Source organism: Frigoribacterium sp. CFBP 8759 (assembly GCF_014841655.1).
In the GTDB taxonomy this organism is placed as follows: Bacteria; Actinomycetota; Actinomycetes; order Actinomycetales; family Microbacteriaceae; genus Frigoribacterium.
The window spans coordinates 550410-567674 of sequence record NZ_JACYUH010000002.1 but is presented as its reverse complement, the minus strand read 5'-3'; the positions used below and the strand labels follow the sequence as shown (position 1 = coordinate 567674).

General features: G+C 70.7%; 11 protein-coding genes. 5 read left to right on the top strand and 6 right to left on the bottom strand.

Going from position 1 to position 17265, the window contains the following annotated elements; all coding sequences use genetic code 11:
* Positions 1–5: 5 nt before the first annotated feature.
* The 3 genes from IFT79_RS07935 (at position 6) to sucB (ending at position 4621) form a co-directional block, all read left to right on the top strand.
* Positions 6–1484 (top strand): leucyl aminopeptidase, encoded by a 1479-nt coding sequence (locus IFT79_RS07935; protein WP_192123582.1) that lies wholly within the window; start codon positions 6–8, stop codon positions 1482–1484.
* 174 nt (positions 1485–1658) lie between these two features.
* Entirely contained in the window at positions 1659–3032 is a 1374-nt protein-coding gene (lpdA, locus tag IFT79_RS07930) for a dihydrolipoyl dehydrogenase (RefSeq protein WP_159826512.1), read from the top strand.
* Positions 3033–3121: 89 nt separating this feature from the next.
* On the top strand, positions 3122–4621 hold the full coding sequence (gene sucB / locus IFT79_RS07925; RefSeq protein ID WP_192123580.1) for a 2-oxoglutarate dehydrogenase, E2 component, dihydrolipoamide succinyltransferase: 1500 nt from the start codon (positions 3122–3124) through the stop codon (positions 4619–4621).
* A gap of 27 nt (positions 4622–4648) precedes the next feature.
* Here sucB and IFT79_RS07920 read toward each other — a convergent pair whose 3' ends face one another.
* Entirely contained in the window at positions 4649–6034 is a 1386-nt protein-coding gene (locus tag IFT79_RS07920; RefSeq protein WP_192123578.1) for a hypothetical protein, read from the bottom strand.
* A gap of 122 nt (positions 6035–6156) precedes the next feature.
* On the opposite strand from IFT79_RS07920, the gene IFT79_RS07915 reads away from it, so the two are divergent.
* A complete protein-coding gene (locus IFT79_RS07915) occupies positions 6157–6879 on the top strand; it encodes a DUF4191 domain-containing protein (protein ID WP_056045492.1) in 723 nt (240 codons plus the stop codon).
* Positions 6880–6963: 84 nt separating this feature from the next.
* Here IFT79_RS07915 and IFT79_RS07910 read toward each other — a convergent pair whose 3' ends face one another.
* Positions 6964–7407 carry an RDD family protein gene (locus tag IFT79_RS07910; protein WP_123570140.1) on the bottom strand — a complete coding sequence of 148 codons (444 nt, stop codon included), beginning with the start codon at positions 7405–7407 and terminating at the stop codon, positions 6964–6966.
* Positions 7408–7545: 138 nt separating this feature from the next.
* Here IFT79_RS07910 and glnA point away from each other — a divergent pair, with 138 nt between their 5' ends.
* Positions 7546–8970: a type I glutamate--ammonia ligase gene (glnA, locus tag IFT79_RS07905; RefSeq protein WP_043592663.1), complete on the top strand. Its 1425-nt coding sequence runs from the start codon at positions 7546–7548 to the stop codon at positions 8968–8970.
* Positions 8971–9159: 189 nt separating this feature from the next.
* Here the strand turns inward: glnA and IFT79_RS07900 are convergent, their stop codons facing one another.
* The 4 genes from IFT79_RS07900 to IFT79_RS07885 all read right to left on the bottom strand — a co-directional run bounded on the left by IFT79_RS07900 (position 9160) and on the right by IFT79_RS07885 (position 17260).
* The gene (locus IFT79_RS07900) at positions 9160–10590 is read right to left on the bottom strand and encodes a UDP-glucose dehydrogenase family protein (protein ID WP_159826509.1); all 1431 of its coding nucleotides are present in this window, start codon (positions 10588–10590) and stop codon (positions 9160–9162) included.
* A 55-nt stretch (positions 10591–10645) separates the two neighbouring features.
* Entirely contained in the window at positions 10646–12229 is a 1584-nt protein-coding gene (locus IFT79_RS07895) for a glycoside hydrolase family 26 protein (RefSeq protein ID WP_192123576.1), read from the bottom strand.
* A complete protein-coding gene (locus tag IFT79_RS07890; RefSeq protein WP_123570783.1) occupies positions 12222–13808 on the bottom strand; it encodes a glycosyltransferase family 2 protein in 1587 nt (528 codons plus the stop codon). The genes IFT79_RS07895 and IFT79_RS07890 overlap by 8 nt, the downstream gene beginning before the upstream one ends.
* Before the next feature lie 506 nt (positions 13809–14314).
* A complete protein-coding gene (locus IFT79_RS07885; RefSeq protein ID WP_192123574.1) occupies positions 14315–17260 on the bottom strand; it encodes a bifunctional [glutamine synthetase] adenylyltransferase/[glutamine synthetase]-adenylyl-L-tyrosine phosphorylase in 2946 nt (981 codons plus the stop codon).
* Between the last annotated feature and the right edge of the window lie 5 nt (positions 17261–17265).

The following is a 17265-nucleotide window of genomic DNA, read 5'->3' as shown; positions in this document are numbered from 1 at the left end:
GATGGATGACCGTCGCCACCCTCTCCGTCCTGCCGTCCGATCCGATCACCGCCGAGGCCGACGTCCTCGTCGTCGGAGTGGTGAAGGGGGCCGACGGTCCCGAGCCGACCCTCGAGGTCCCGGGGCTCGCCGAGTCCTTCGCCGCCCTCGGTGTGACGGGCGCGCGGGACGAACTCGTCAAGGTCCCCGCGTCCGGCGTCGCGGCCACCATCGTGGCGCTGGTCGGCCTGGGCGACGCCGTCACGGCCGAGAGCCTGCGCTACGCCGCCGGCTCGGCCGTCCGTCAGCTCACGGCCGTCGACCGGGTCGTCCTGGCCCTGCCCGTGGGCGACGCCGCCGACGCACTGGCCGCCCTCGAGGGCGCCGCGATCGCCTCGTACGAGTTCGACGCGTTCCGGCACTCCTCTGCGTCCGACACCCGTCGACACGCTCGCGACATCGCCCTCGCGACGGCCACGGAGGTCCAGGAGTCCGTCCTCGACCGTGCCGCCGTGGTGGCCGAGGCGGTGCACACCGTCCGTGACCTCGCCACGACTCCCCCGCAGCAGATGTACCCCCAGGCACTCGCCGACTTCGCCGTCGCGCACGCGTCGGACGACGCCCTCTCGGTGACCGTGCTCGACGAGGACGGCCTCCGTGACGGCGGGTACGGGGGCATCCTCGGCGTCGGCCAGGGCTCGAGCCGCGGTCCCCGACTCGTCAAGGTCGAGTACTCCCCCGCCGGAGCCGCCAAGCACCTCGCCCTGGTCGGCAAGGGCATCACGTACGACACGGGCGGGTTGTCCCTCAAGCCCGCCGGGAGCATGCTCGGCATGAAGGACGACATGACGGGGGCCGCCACGGTCCTCGCCGTGACGGTGGCCGTGGCCAAGCTGCGGCTCCCCGTGCGGCTGACCGCCTGGCTCTGCATCGCCGAGAACATGCCGAGCGGCACGGCGATTCGACCCGACGACGTCCTCACCATCAAGGGCGGCACGACCGTCGAGGTGACGAACACCGACGCCGAGGGCCGCCTGGTCATGGCGGACGGGTTGGTCGCGGCGAGCGACGAGCAGCCCGACGCCATCGTCGACGTGGCCACCCTCACGGGTGCCCAGGTCGTCGCCCTGGGCATGCGCTACGTCGGCGTCATGGGCAACGACGACCTCGCGTCCGAGATCGTGTCGCTCGCCGACACGGCCGGCGAGACCTTCTGGCGCATGCCGCTGGCCTCCGAACTCCGCGCGCGCCTGAACTCCGACGTGGCCGACCTCGTGAACGCGACCCCGGGCAACACGGCCGCAGGCATGCTGCTCGCCGGCGTCTTCCTCAACGAGTTCGTCGGCTCGCGGGAGGGCACGACGACGCCGATCCCCTGGGCCCACCTCGACATCGCCGGTCCGTCAAACAACAAGGGCGGCGGCTACGGCTACACGGCCAAGGGCTCGACGGGCGTGACCGTCCGTACCCTGATCGAGCTGGCCGACAAGTTTTCTGCTGCGTAGTAGGGTCGAGGGGGCGGGAGAAACCCGCTGAGATCGGTCCCCCGAGAGCATCCTCCGACGCGCGTCACGACGACGCCGCCGAACGGTGCGGTCGGTTCGGGGACGGGCGTCGTCGCCACCGCGACGGCCCCGCCTCGGCGTCGGGGCACCGCGGACGCACGAGGGAGTTGCTGGGTGTCGGAACAGAATTTTGACCTGGTGGTGCTCGGTGGCGGGAGCGGCGGATACGCCGCAGCGCTGCGAGCGAGCGAGTTGGGCCTGAGCGTCGCACTCGTCGAGAAGGACAAGGTCGGGGGCACGTGCCTCCACCGAGGCTGCATCCCCACCAAGGCGCTGTTGCACTCGGCCGAGGTGGCCGACGTGTCGCGCGAATCCGCCAAGTACGGCGTCAACACCGATTTCCACGGCATCGACATCGCCGCCGTGACCTCGTACCGCGAGGGCATCGTCGCCAGCAAGTACAAGGGTCTCCAGGGGCTCGTCAAGGCCCGTGGCATCACGACCGTCGAGGGCGAGGGCAAGCTCACGTCGCCCTCGACCGTCCAGGTCGGCGAGACCACGCTCAAGGCCAAGAACGTCGTGCTCGCGACGGGTTCGTACTCGCGGAGCCTCCCCGGTCTCGAGATCGGCGGCAAGGTCATCACCAGCGAGCACGCCCTCGCGCTCGACCACGTGCCGAACAAGGTCGTCATCCTCGGCGGCGGCGTCATCGGCGTCGAGTTCGCCAGCGTCTGGAAGAGCTTCGGCGTCGACGTGACCATCGTCGAGGCCCTGCCGCACCTCGTCCCCAACGAGGAGGAGTCGATCTCGAAGCAGTTCGAGCGCGCGTTCCGCAAGCGCGGCATCGCCTTCTCGCTGGGCGTCCGGTTCCAGGGAGTCGAGCAGAACGACGACGGCGTCGTCGTCACCCTCGAGGACGGCAAGACGTTCGACGCCGACCTCATGCTCGTCGCCGTCGGCCGTGGCCCGTCGACCGCCGGTCTCGGCTACGAAGAGGTCGGCATCACGATGGACCGCGGTTTCGTCCTGACGAACGAACGTCTCGCGACGAACGTGCCCGGCGTCTATGCCCTGGGCGACATCGTGCCCGGCCTGCAGCTCGCGCACCGCAGCTTCCAGCACGGCATCTTCGTCGCGGAAGAGATCGCCGGCCTCAAGCCGCAGGTGATCTCCGACGTGAACATCCCCAAGGTCACCTACTCCGACCCCGAGGTCGCATCCGTCGGCCTGACCGAGGTCAAGGCCGCCGACCAGTACGGCGCCGACAAGGTCACCAGCTACGACTACAACCTCGCGGGCAACGGCAAGAGCCACATCATCGGGACGAGCGGCTCGGTCAAGGTGGTCCGCGTCGTCGACGGTCCCGTCGTGGGCGTGCACATGATCGGCGCACGTGTCGGCGAACTGATCGGTGAGGCACAGCTCGCCGTCAACTGGGAGGCCTACCCGGAGGACGTCGCTCCCCTGATCCACGCGCACCCCACGCAGAACGAAGCCCTCGGCGAAGCCATGCTGGCCCTCGCGGGCAAGCCGCTTCACGCGATGTAGATCCCTGGCACCATCGCTCCTGCTCAGCAGGGGCCCGCACCACCACCACAGCAACCACAGACACACATGTCGTCAAAGGAGCCCCACAGATGAGCGAATCCGTCAACCTCCCGGCACTCGGAGAGAGTGTCACCGAGGGTACGGTCACCCGCTGGTTGAAGAACGTCGGTGACCGCGTCGAGGTCGACGAGCCGCTGCTCGAGGTCTCGACCGACAAGGTCGACACCGAGATCCCTTCGCCCGTCGCCGGCGTGATCGAGGAGATCCTCGTCGCCGAGGACGAGACCGTCGAGGTGGGCACGGCCCTCGTCCGCATCGGAGACGGCAGCGCCTCCGAGTCGCCGGCGGACGAACCGGAAGCCGCCGCAGAGCCGGAACAGGCACCCTCGGCACCCGCCGAGCCGGAGGCCGAGGAACCCGAGCTCCCGTCGTCCGCGGCCCCTGCCCCGGGCGAGGACTCCGCCGCCAGCGCGCCCGAGCCCGCCCCCGCGGTGGACCCCGCGCCCGCCGCCCAGCAGGACGGCGCACAGCAGGACGCCGCCGGCCAGCAGCCGGCCGCCGCACAGCCCCAGGCCGCCCGGCCCAGCAGCGAGCAGCCGGCCCCGTCGGCACCGACGCCGTCGCCCGCCACGGGCTCGTCCGAGACGTCGGCACCCGCCACGCCGGCCCCGAGCAGCGGTGCGCCGGTCGGTTACGTCACCCCGCTCGTCCGCAAGCTGGCGAACGAGAAGGGTGTCGACATCTCGACCCTGTCCGGCAGTGGCGTCGGCGGTCGCATCCGCAAGGAGGACGTCCTCGCCGCCGCCGAAGCCGCCGCGACCTCGACGACCTCGGCGCCGGCCTCCTCCGGTCCCGCCCCGATCGAGGTGTCGCCGTTGCGCGGCACGACCGTTCCGATGTCGCGCCTCCGCAAGGTCGTCGCCGAGCGTGCGGTCCAGTCGATGCAGGCCATGGCCCAACTCACCAGCGTGGTCGAGGTCGACGTCACCAAGGTCGCGGCCTTCCGCGACGCCAACAAGGGTGCCTTCCTCGAGAAGACCGGCAACAAGCTGTCCTTCCTGCCGTTCTTCACCCTGGCGGCCGCCGAGGCGCTCAAGGCGCACCCGAAGCTGAACGCCACCGTCGACGGTGACTCGATCGTCTACCCCGACCACGAGCACGTTGCCATGGCGGTCGACACGGAGCGCGGCCTGCTGACGCCGGTCATCAAGAACGCCTCGGACCTCGACCTCGCGGGCATCGCCGGCCAGATCGCCGACCTCGCGCAGCGCACGCGTGACAACAAGCTGAAGCCCGACGAGCTGGCCGGTGGCACCTTCACCGTCACCAATACGGGGTCGCGCGGCGCCCTGTTCGACACCCCCGTGGTCTTCCTTCCACAGGTGGCCATCCTCGGCACCGGCATCGTCGTCAAGCGCCCCGTGGTCATCAAGGCCGACGGTTCGGAGTCCATCGCCATCCGGTCGATGGTCTACCTGGCCCTGTCGTACGACCACCGCATCGTCGACGGCGCCGACGCGGCGCGCTTCCTGGTCGCCGTCAAGGAGCGCCTCGAGGGCGGGGACTTCACGTCCAAGCTCGGCATCTGACGCCCCTCGCGTGAGGCCCGACCGGCCTCACCGATCGACGATCACGTCGCGAAGCCGCCAACCGGCCTCGGTCCTCATCATGAGGACCGAGGCCGTTTCGCCGTGCGGGCCCGTCGCCTCGAAGAACACCGTCCCCCCGGTTCGTGACATTCGTCCCGTGAGCTCGAGAGGGACCGTCGCCGCCGCGGCGAGCGAGGGGTCGTCGAGCACGTCGGCGTCCCGGAGAGCGATCGGCGAACCGGGTTGATCGACGGCGTCGAGACAACTCGGCGTGACGTCGCGCAGGCACGTCAGCCGTGCCTGCAGGAGCACCTCGGCGGCCGCACCGGCATCGTCGCCCCCCACCAGGGCTTCGACCTCGCCGGGCGTCACCGCCCCGCCCGTCCGAGCGGGTGCAGGCGTGCGGGTGTCCGCGGAGTCGCCGGACGGGCTCACCGGCGCCGACGACTCGGACCCGGGCGCGACCGGACCCACCCCGTCGGACGGTCCGTCCTGACGTGGAACGTCATCACGTCCCGAGGCGGCCGGTCCGAGGACGAGAGCCACCCCGGCGACGACGACGCCCGCGGCCGCGAGCAGCCGGTATCGCCGACGGACGGCTCGCAGGGCGTCGACCAGCCGCCGTGGGCGGAGGTCGGCCACGCCCGCGATCACCCGGTCGATCGCCTCCGACTCGGGCAGGAGGGCGAGCCAGCCCGGAATGACCCGTTCGTCCGCTGCGACCGACTCGACGCGTTCGCCCTGGGGGACCTCGTCGCCCTCGACCACGGCGTCGACACTCGAGAGCGGGACAGCCTCGCCGAGGTCGAAGACCGATTCGACGAGGGACTCGAAGCTCGTCGAGTCCAGGACCGGCGGCGAGGATCGCGAGGCCGGTCGCACCGCCCGCTCGACCAGGGCCCGGGCGAACTCCGCCGCCACGGGCAGCGAGGTGCGCTCGGCGTCCGGCCCCGCATCCGACCCCGCGTCCACAGGATGGACGCCGACCAGGACGGGTGCCCCGCGGGCGTCGATCTCGACGTCGTCGACGTCCAGCGCATGCACGGCCGTGCCCCGACGGGCCAGATGCTGGATGGCGCCGAGCACGGGGACGATGAGGGTGATGACCTCCCCGGTCTCGGGTCGACCGCGGGCGGCCAGCCACGAGGCGAGTGGGTCGCCGCCGACGTCCGCGAAGACGAGCACGACCTCGCCGGACGGGTCCGTCACCACGTCGACGAGGGTGGCGACGTGGGCGTGGTCCGCCCGGGAGAAGGCGACCGCCTCGGCGACGGGAGAGCGTCCGGCCGGACGCGACCCGCGCCTCCTGAGCACGACGCGTGAGCCGTCGGGTGCCTCGGCGAGGATGCGCTCCACCCCGCCGTCGAGGCGCCGGGAGAGCACGCGGTAGGGGCCGATCGACTCGTTCGTCATGAGGCGATGGTGTCGTCCGGTGGTCGTCGGCGCCCTCGCGCCGGGGGGCCCTGTCGACCGGCGACGGACCGGAGTCCCTGGGGAGGATTCGTCGGGACCGCCGACCCCGTATCCTGGTGCACATGGCTCGACGCACGTCTCCCGAGAACACGTCCCCGAAACCGCCGAAGGAACCCGGCCGTTTCAAGCAGATGTGGCAGGTCTTCCAGATGACCCGCCGCGTCGACAAGACGGCGCTGCCGATGATGCTGCTGGCGTTCTTCGTGCCCGTGCTGCTCGGCGTGGCCGCGGCGCTGCTGCTCACGGGTGGCAACGTGCTCGCGCTGGTGCTCTACATCGTCGTCGGCGTCATGCTCGGGTTCCTGCTGCTGCTGATCGTGCTGGGTCGTAAGGCCGAGCGCGCGGCCTACTCGCAGATCGAGGGGCAGCCGGGTGCCGTCGGTGCCGTCATGAAGAGCGGCCTGCGTCGTGCGTGGCGTGCCGCCGAGATGCCCGTCGCCGTCCAGGGGCGCAGTCAGGCCGCGGTGTACCGCGCGGTCGGCCGGCCGGGCGTGGTGCTCATCGCCGAGGGCGGCGCCGGCCAGACCCGCCGACTCGTCGACGAAGAGCGTCGCAAGGTCACGCGCATCCTGCCGAACGTGCCGGTCCACGTGCTGAACGTCGGCCCCGATGCCGACTCCGTGCCCCTCCACAAGCTCGCCGGACGCATGAACAAGCTCAAGTCGTCCATCAACCGCAACGAGGTGCTGGCCGTCAGCAACCGCCTCCAGTCCCTCGGCCAGAACGGCCTGCCCATCCCCAAGGGTGTCGACCCCTTCAAGGTGCGGTCGGGCCGTCCGCGCTGACCCGGCGACCCCCGCCTCGACGCGACGTGACGACGGCGCCCCTCCGATCAGGAGGGGCGCCGTCGTGCGTGCGGGACGGATGCCTCAGACGCGGACGAGCAGCGTCCCGGCGACGCGATCGTGCAGCCCGCGCTGGTCGAGGTCCCAGACGACGGCCGGGATGACGAGCACGAGCAGCACCGACCGCAGGACCGGCCGGCCGACGCCGATGCGACCGCCCGCCATCGGCACGAGGCGCATGCCCAGGGCGAGGTGCCCGAGGGTGCCGCCGAAGAGCACCAGGAACAGGATCTGCATCAGCAGGAAGACCCCGGTGATCGCCAGGCCCTCACCGCCGAAGAAGAGTGCGGCGACGGCGTAGGCGATCGCCCAGTCGACGGCGAGCCCCGCCACGCGCCGTCCGAGTCGGGCCACGGAGCGCGGCCCCTTCTCGGGCAGCCCGAGACGCTCGCCCGGCCAGCGTTGCGCGCCGTCGTCGGGGCCGCCCACGGAGGCGGGACGGGAAGGAGGCGCGGTGCGATCGGGCATGCATCGAGCCTACCGACGGGCCGAGCCGTAACATGCCCGAAACATCAGGGACACCGCAGCGAAACGGCCCCTCCGTAGCCTCGACGGAGGCTGCGTCCCGCATCCGATCCGTTCCAAGCCCATTGGAGAGACATCTAGATGTTCACTGATTCTTCCGAGGTGCTGAAGTTCATCAAGGACACCGACGTCAAGTTCCTTGACATCCGCTTCACCGATCTTCCCGGTGTCCAGCAGCACTTCAACATCCCCGCCTCCACGGTCGACGAGGAGTTCTTCTCCGTCGGACAGCTCTTCGACGGGTCCTCCATCCGGGGCTTCGCCTCGATCCACGAGTCGGACATGCAGCTCATCCCCGACGTCACGACCGGGTACGTCGACCCGTTCCGCGCCGAGCGCACGCTCGTCCTCGTGTTCGACATCTTCAACCCGCGCAACGGCGAGCTGTACAGCCGTGACCCGCGCCAGGTCGCCAAGAAGGCCGAGAAGTACCTCGCGTCGACCGGCATCGCCGACACCGCCTTCTTCGCCCCCGAGGCGGAGTTCTACATCTTCGACGACGTCCGCTACGAGGTGAAGCAGAACGCCAGCTTCTACAGCGTCGACTCCGAAGAGGGCGCCTGGAACACCGGCCGCGTCGAAGAGGGCGGGAACCTCGCCAACAAGACGGCGTACAAGGGCGGCTACTTCCCCGTCAGCCCCGTCGACAAGACGGCCGACCTGCGCGACGACATCAGCCTCAAGCTGATCGACTCGGGCCTCGAGCTCGAGCGTGCGCACCACGAGGTGGGCACCGGCGGCCAGCAGGAGATCAACTACAAGTTCGACACGATGGTCCACGCCGCGGACGACATCCTCAAGTTCAAGTACATCGTCAAGAACACCGCCGAGCAGTGGGGCAAGGTCGCGACCTTCATGCCGAAGCCCCTCTTCGGCGACAACGGCTCGGGCATGCACACCCACCAATCGCTCTGGAACGACGGCAAGCCGCTGTTCTACGACGAGAACGGCTACGGCGGCCTGTCCGACCTCGCCCGCTGGTACATCGGTGGCCTGCTCAAGCACGCTCCCGCCGTCCTCGCCTTCACGAACCCGTCGATCAACTCGTACCACCGTCTGATCCCGGGCTTCGAGGCGCCCGTGAACCTGGTGTACTCGGCCGGCAACCGTTCGGCGGCCATCCGCATCCCGATCACCGGCACGAACCCGAAGGCCAAGCGCATCGAGTTCCGCGTCCCCGACGCCGCCTCGAACCCGTACCTGGCGTTCGCCGCGCAGCTGATGGCCGGCCTCGACGGCATCCAGAACCGCATCGAGCCGCACGAGCCGGTCGACAAGGACCTCTACGAGCTGCCGCCCGAGGAGGCGAAGAACATCCCGCAGGTGCCCGCGTCGCTCGAGGGTGCGCTCGACGCGCTCGAGGCCGACCACGAGTTCCTGACCAAGGGCAACGTGTTCACCGAGGACCTCATCGAGACCTGGATCGCCTACAAGCGCGAGAAGGAGATCCTGCCCATGGCGCAGCGTCCTCACCCCTTCGAGTTCGAGCTGTACTTCGGCGTCTGACGCCGTCGCACCACGAAAGGCCCGCATCCCCCCAGGGGGTGCGGGCCTCTCGCGTCGCCGCCGCAGCGGTCCTCGGGGTGACGACCCGCGCCTCCTCTGGGTCACCCCGGACCAGGAGGCGCGGGGGCGCACGCAGGACGGGCCGCCTCCCGAGGGAGGCGGCCCGTCAGCCCGTGCCCGACGATCCGGTCAGGCGGGTACGGCGGTCGGCGTCAGCACACGACGCTGGGCCGGCGTGCGACGGCCGCCCAGCGGACGGACCTCCCAGCCGGCGGCCGACCAGACCTCGGCGTCGAGCACGTTGCGCGCGTCGATCACCACGGGGTTGGCGGCGAGCTCGGCGAGCCCGGCCGCGTCCGCCCCGACGAACTCGGGCCACTCGGTGAGGAGCAGCACCGCGTCGGCGTCCGTCACGGCCTCGGCGGCCGAGTCCGCGAACGACAGCGTCGGGAAGCTCCGCTGGGCCGTCTGCGTGGCCTCGGGGTCGACGACGAGCACCTGGGCGCCCCGGAGGTGCAGGGCCGCCGCGACGTTGAGGGCCGGCGAGTCGCGCACGTCGTCGGTGTGCGGCTTGAACGCCGCCCCGAGCACCGCGATGCGCCGGTTGAGCACGGAGCCGCCGCAGGCGTCGATCGCCTGGTCGATGACCCGCTGGCGCTGGGCCATGTTGATCTCGTCGACCTGTTGCATGAGCCCGACGACGCGGTGGGCGGACAGCTCGTTGGCCCGGAACATCAGGGCACGGATGTCCTTCGGCAGGCACCCGCCGCCGAAGCCGAGCCCCGCGTTCAGGAACTTGCGTCCGATGCGGTCGTCGAAGCCCAGCGCGTCGGCGAGGGTCGAGACGTTGGCACCGGCCGCCTCGCACAACTCGCTGATGGCGTTGATGAACGAGATCTTCGTCGCGAGGAACGCGTTGGCGCTGACCTTGACGAGTTCGGCGGTCGGCAGGTCGCACGAGATGACGGGCGTGCCCGTGGCGATCGGCAGGGCGTAGACCTCACGCATCAGGGCCTCGGTGCGGACGTCGGTGCCGCCGAAGACGATGCGGTCGGGACGCAGCGTGTCCTCGACGGCATGGCCCTCGCGGAGGAACTCGGGGTTCCAGACGAGGTCGGCCGAGACACCGGCGGGGACGACGCCCGCCACGATCTCGCGCAGGTGCGCCGCCGTTCCGACCGGGACGGTCGACTTGCCGACGATGAGGCCGTCGTGGCTCAGGGCGGCGGCGACGTTGCGGGTCGCCTCCTCGACGTACGAGAGGTTCGCGGCGTGACTCCCCCGGCGCTGCGGCGTGCCGACGCAGATGAAGTGCACGTCCGACAGGGCCACGGCCTCGGCGAGGTCGGTGGTGAAGGAGAGTCGACCGGTACCCACGTGCTCGAGGATGAGTTCGGGCAGGCCGGGCTCGAAGAACGGCACGCGCCCCTCGGCCAGGGCGGCGACCTTGGCGGGGTCGGTGTCGACCCCGATGACGTCGAAGCCCATCTCGGCCATGGCCGCCGCGTGCGTGGCGCCGAGGTAGCCGGTGCCGATGACGCTGATTCGGGGCTTCACCGAGGTGGCGTCGGCCCCCGTCGCGGCGACGGCGGACTCGGGGGTGGTGGCGTCTTTCTTCATGATGCGCTCCTGGGGATGGGGAAGAGGCGGGAGAAGGGGAAGGTGGTGGCTGTCGTCACGGCGACGGCTGCAGGTCGTAACCGACGTCGCGTCGGGTGATCCCCGCGGTGAAGGCGGCGAGGCTGTCGGACCGGGACGTGAGGCGCCAGTCGTTGGTCGACCGCACCCCGTCCACGACCGTGGTGGCGACGAGGTCGAAGTACGAGAAGCCGATGATGTCCGCGTTCGCCGGATCGGCCAGCGCGGCGAACAGCGAGTTGAACCACTGCGCCTTCTCGCTCGTGGCCGTCGGATCCGACGAGCCACCCGTCTCGCTGGCGCCGATCTCGGCGAGCAGGATGTTCTTGCCCGGTGCGATCGCCCGGAGCTGCTTCAGGGTGGCCCCGAAGGTGCTGTCGAAGGTCGGCTTGGACTTGTCGTCGTACGGCGGGCGGTAGTAGCCCGACATGCCCACGATGTCGACGTACTCGGGGCCCGGGTAGAGGGTCGCCAGGAAGGCCTCCGTGGTGTGGTTGCTCCCGCCCGTCTTGCCCGTGGCCAGACGGTCGACCCGCGTGGGCGCCCAGATCCAGGCGACCAGGTCGTTCGCACCCTGCCGCTCGAACAGGTCGTGGACGTGCTGCCAGGCCTTCACGTAGTCCGCGGGACCGTTGCCGTTGACGGCGCCCTTGCTGTTGCCGTAGTCGGTGCTCCAGGGGTACCAGGTGCCGTTCATCTCGTGGTCGAACCGCAGGGCCAGCGGCATGCCGTTGGCCACGATGTCGTCGGCGTAGGTGGTCAGGTACGAGTCGAAGCTGCCGTCGATGATCTTCGTCAGGCTGTAGTCGGGCTGTTCGGGCTCGTTGTTGCCGGCCTTGATCGGCTGCGACTCCCACGTCAGGACGGGCAGCTTGCCCCGCGACCAGGACGAGCGGACGGCGTCGGCACGGAACTCCTGGTCGAAACCCTGGAAGTACCCGACCATGTTGGCCTCGGAACCGACCGCCGCCTCCTGCGCGTCGTAGGTCGCCCAGTTGAACGGCGCCTGGTCCGTGAAGAGCCCGAAGTACCGCGAGTCGGGGTCGATGATCGAGGCGAGGGACGGCGTCTCGACCGTGACGGGGCCCGTGGCGCCGCCTCCGGTCGATCCGTTCGACCCCGTGCCGCCCGACCCGGAGCCGGACGACGCGCCGGTCCCCCGACCGCCGGCGGTGCCTGCGGCGCCCGACCCGGTGCCCGCGCCCCCCGACTCCGCGGCGGTCTGTGCCTGGGCCAGCGCCGACTCGGCGGAGGCGAGCTTCGCCTGCGCCGCGGTCAGCTGTCCCTCGGACGTCCAGGCCTGCTGCTGCACGTCGGCCAGGGCGGCCTTGCTCTCGGCGAGCTGCTTCTTCGCGGAGACCAGCTGGTCGAGCAAGGCGGACCGGTCCGCCTTGAGCGACGAGACGTTGATGGACGGGTCGACGCCCGTGACCTCGGTGACGGCACTGCGGACGATGTTGTCGGACGGCGAGACCCAGATGAGCCACGAGATCATCGCGAGCAACACCACCACGGCGGTGGCGCCGAGCGCCGTGCGTCGGGCGTTGCCGTGCGAGGTGGCCCACCAGGCGCCGGAATGCATGTGGACGGGAGTGACGAAGTCCTGCGTCGAGTCAGACAATGAAGAAGACCTCCAGGGCGATGATGGCGGCGCCGATCAGGTACGGGAACCCGGCTTTGGGGTTGAGGCGACGACGAGGAGGCGCGGTGGCGGTGGCCACGGCGGCCACCGGTGCCGGCGTGGTCGCGCCGTCGGCCTCGGCGGCCAGGGCCGCCTTGCGGCTCCGGACGAGGACCGCACCCTGTTCGTCCGTCTCGTCGGCAGTCGAGCCGAAGTCGAAGAGCGTGTCGACCCCCGGGTCGACGCCGTCGCGGAACTGCCGTTCGAGGGCGTCGATGGGGGCCTCCTCGGCCACCTCGTCGAGCGCACCCTGCATCTCGTCGTTCGCCGCGCCTCCTGCGTAGGCCCCGGCCCGGGTGCCCCAACCGCTGGCGTGACCCATGCGGAAGAAGCCGATGACCCGGATGGGCATGAGGAAGAACGTCGACACGATGATGAACACCGGGAGGCGGAAGAAGTCCGAGGGCTTCTCGGCCAGGTGGCGCATCTGACGGATCGACATGCTGAGCACCGACGAGACCACCATGAGGACGACGATGCTGATGAGGCCGGTCTGCACGCCGTACTCCTCGAGGATGCCGCGGTACAGGTTCACGCCCTGGCCGGTGATCCCCCGGTAGATCCAGCCGCCGATGACGCCCATGAGCATGAAGGGCAGCACGATGTCCATGGCGAAGAAGAACGCGAGGAGCGGGGCGTGCCCGACCATCCACGGCATCATGCGGAGGGTGTTGTACTGGCTCCCGCGAGCCCAGCGCAGCTGCTGCTTGTAGAGCTTCTTGACCTGGAGCGGGGCGTCCGTGTAGACGAGGCTGGTGTGCTGGTAGACGGTGCGGTAGCCCTCCTTGAGCGTGAGGTTCGTCAGGGTGCGGTCGTCACTGACCTCGAGGAACACGCCCATGAACTTCTCCGTCATGAACTTGTCCATGACCCGGACGAGGATCTCGCGGCGGAAGGCGATGGTGCGGCCCGGCAGGCAGCCGATCTGCCCCAGCACGCTCTGCGCCGGCATCGAGTAGAGGGCACGGGAGTTCTCGAGCCAGTCGGCCCACCGCGTGATCCAGCTGCGCTCGGGCTCGAGGATGCGCTGGCGGGTGGTGACTCCCCCGACGTTCTCCTGGGCGAACGGACGGAGCAGCTCGGAGAGGGTGCCCGGCGTCCAGACCGTGTCGGAGTCGACCAGGACGGTGATGTCTCCCCGGCTGAGCTCGGTGCCGATCATGACGGCGTTGCGCTTGCCCGGGATCGGCGTGTGCACCCACCGGACGAGCGGCCCGAACTCCTCGCAGACGGCGGCGAGCTCGGGGTTGGGCTTGCCGTTGATGACGACGATGATCTCGCCGGGACCCTGTTCGACCATGCGGCCGATGACGTCCCGGAAGAGGTCGAGCGGTTCGTCCACGACGGGGACGACGACGCTGGTCGTGCCGCGGAACTCGCCCGTGAAGGGGCGGTAGCGGCGGGAGAGCAGGACCTTGATGATCCAGAGCACCCAGATGAGGGCGCTGTAGGCGGCGAAGAGGTAGATCTCGGGGTATCCGCCCGCCATGGATCGGATCTGCAGGATGAAGGTCAACACGATGGCCACCTGAGGTGTGAGAAGGGATCGGCTTCCGCAACGCTGGGGAATTGGTCTATCGGGTTGAGGGAATTCTCAGTCACTCACGGGCGGCTCACAACCACCCCCCGACCGCGGGTGGCCGGGCGCGCCGGTCGGGGTACGTCGGGTCGGGCAAGGTGCTGTCGACAGAAGTGCTGACACGTCGGTGAGGGCTCGACGTCCGAACGGAACCGTTCGATCGGTCCGCAGGTGGGACGGGCAGCCGTGATCCGACGCCGAACGAAAAGCCTGGTCACGAGCCCGGAATCAGCGCCCGGCACGGGCGTTGCCCAATGGGCAGCGATGGGCCTCGACGCCGCCGTCGACGACCACCCCCCACCCGTGGGTCATCTGCCCGAAATCCGATGGACACGTGCACAGGGGTACAACACCGCCAAACGGGGTACAGCGAAATGGCCCGACGTCGACCCGAGCGGATCGACCGCCTCCGGCGCAGCCCGGGCGTGTCGCACGTCCCGGACGGGTCAGCCGAGCGGCTCGGGTGCCTCGTCGATGCCGTAGAACTCGCGCTCGAAGACGGCGCGTGACCGACGGGTGGCCGCGAGGTAGTCCTCTTCGAGGGTCGTGGCGGAGCCCGGCGGGTACTCCATCAGGCGCGCCACGCCTTCCAGCTGCCGACGGTCCCGTGGCAGGACGTCCTGTGTCCGGGAGGTCCAGAGGGTGACCGCCGAGCGCGCCCGGGAGGCCATGATCCAGGCGTCGTACAGCCGCCGGGCGTCCTCGTCGGCCACCAGGCCGGCGTCCACCGCCGCGGCGAGGGCGTCGAGCGTCGACGGGGTCCGGAGGCCGGGCACGTCCACCCCGTGCTGCAGCTGGAGCAGTTGGACGAACCACTCGACGTCGCTCAGCGAGCCCCGACCGAGCTTGAGGTGACGCGAGGGCTCGGCGCCCTTGGGCAGACGCTCGGACTCGACCCTGGCCTTGATGCGCTTGACCTCGCGGATCTGCTGCTCGGTCAGCTCGGCGGGGTACCGCACCGCGTCGGCGACGGCCATGAAGTCGTCGAGGAGCGTCTCGTCACCGGCCACGGGCCGGGCGCGCAACAACGACTGGGCCTCCCAGGTGAGCGACCAGCGAGCGTAGTAGGCCCGGTACGAGGACAGCGATCGGACCACCGGCCCGTTCTTCCCCTCGGGGCGCAGGCCGGTGTCGAGGTCGAACGGCACGAGGGCGTCGGACGTGAGTCGGCTCATCTCGGCGGCCACCGTGAGGGCACGCCGATGGGCCGTCTCGTCGCCCTCGGGAGCGCGGTAGACGTAGAGCACGTCGGCGTCGGAACCGAACCCGAGTTCTTCTCCCCCGTACCGGCCCATGGCGATCACGGCGAACTCGAGGTCGCCGGCGTCCCGGCGGGCGAGGGCCAACGCCCCGGTCACCGAGGCCGTCGTCACTGCGGTCAGGCCCCGGGCCAGGGTGCCGATGTCGAGGATGCCCAGGATGCCGCCCACGGCGAGCCGCAGGATCTCGCGGCGCCGCGCCTGCCGCAGGACCGTCGCCGCCGCGTCGGGCGAACGGTGCCGCGCCAGGGTGGCGGCCGTCTCGTCGAGGAGGCTCGAGAGGGAGCGGGCCTTGAGCTCCGCGTCGTTCTCGAGCCACGCCGCGGCCTCGGGGATGCGCTCCAGCAGGTCGGCGGCGAAGGTCGACGACGACAGGACGGTCGTCAGTCGGTGGGCGGCCCCCGACGAGTCCCGCAGCATGCGGAGGAACCAGTACGACTCGCCGAGGCCGTCGCTCAATCGCCGGAACGCGAGCAGACCGAGGTCGGGGTCGGTGCCGTCGGCGAACCACTGCAGCATGGCCGGCAGCAGGTGGCGCTGGATGCTCGCCCGGCGGGAGACGCCGGCCGTCAGGGCGGCGATGTGACCGAGCGCGCCCTTCGGGTCGGCGAATCCGATGGCCGCGAGCCGCGCCGACGCCTGGTCGGAGCTGAGCGCCAGGTCTTCTTCGGGTCGCGCCGCGACGGCCGACAGGAGCGGGCGGTAGAACAGCCGCACGTGCAACGTACGGACCCGACGCTTCACCCCTTGCCACAGGTCGACGAGTTGGGCGGCACCCGGCGCGAGACCGGTGCCGCGGGCGAGGACCCGGAGGGCGTTCTCGTCCGTCGGCATGAGGTGCGTGCGCCGCAGTCGCGTCAGCTGGAGGCGGTGCTCCAGCAGGCGCAGCACGCGGTAGTCGCGGTCGAACTCCGCGGCCTCGGCTCGTCCGACGTAGCCCCGCGCGGCCAGGGCGTCCAACGCGTCGAGCGTCGAGCGCTGGTGCACGCGTTCGTCGGCCTGCCCGTGGACGAGCTGCAGCAGCTGGATGGTGAACTCGATGTCGCGCAGTCCGCCGGGACCGAGTTTGAGCTGCTGGTCGACCTCGCCCGCCGGGATCAGGGCCGTGACCCGTTCGCGCATGGCCTGGACCGACTCGACGAAGTTCTCGCGTGAGGCGGCCGACCAGACGAACGGCGCGACGGCCGCGACGTAGCGCTCGCCGAGGTCGACGTCGCCCGCGAGGGGCCGCGCCTTCAACAGGGCCTGGAACTCCCACCCCTTGGCCCAGCGCTCGTAGTACGCGACGTGCGACTCGAGCGTGCGGACGAGGGCGCCGTCCTTGCCCTCCGGCCGCAGGTTCGCGTCGACCTCCCAGAGGTCGGGTTCGACGGCGAGGTCCGAGATCGCCCGAGCCGCGTGCATCGCCAGACGGCTGCCGATCTCGACGGCCCGACCGTTCTCGAGCCCGTCGACGCCCTCGGCGACGTAGACCACGTCGACGTCGCTGAGGTAGTTCAGCTCGCGGGCCCCGGCCTTGCCCATGCCGATGACGGCGAGCCGGGTGCGCTCGACGTCGGCGGCGGGGAACGGGACCTCGCGTCGGGCCACGTCGACGGCGGCGTCGAGGGCGGCGCCCGCGAGGTCGGCGAGGGCGGCGGCCACGCGGGGCAGGACCTCGACGGGGTCGTCGGCATCGAGGTCGAAGGACGCCAGCTGGAGCAGGTGACGCCGGTACCGGACCCGGAGCGCGACGCGCGCCTCGTCGCCGGTCAGCCCGGTCGCCGCCCGACGGACGTCGTCACGGTACGTCGCGGCCGGCGGTGGTTCGTCCAGCGGTTCGAGCAGGACGCCCGCCTCGGCCGGGCGACGCGCGACGAACTCGGCAAGGCCCTCGGAGGCACCGAGGACCCTCAGGAGGCGCGGGCCGGCCTCGCCGTCGAGCAACTCGACCACGCCGGCACGATCCCGCTCGACCGATCGCTCGAGGTGCGCCAGGGCCGCGTCCGGGTCGGCCACCGTGGCGAACCACGGGACCAGGTCGCGCACCTGGGGCACCTCGGCGACGAGGCGGTCGAGCCGGTCACGCCCGGCACCGAGGTCGGAGAACCCGAGCCGCGCCAGCTCGGAGAGACCGGTCGCGGATCGGGGCATGAGGG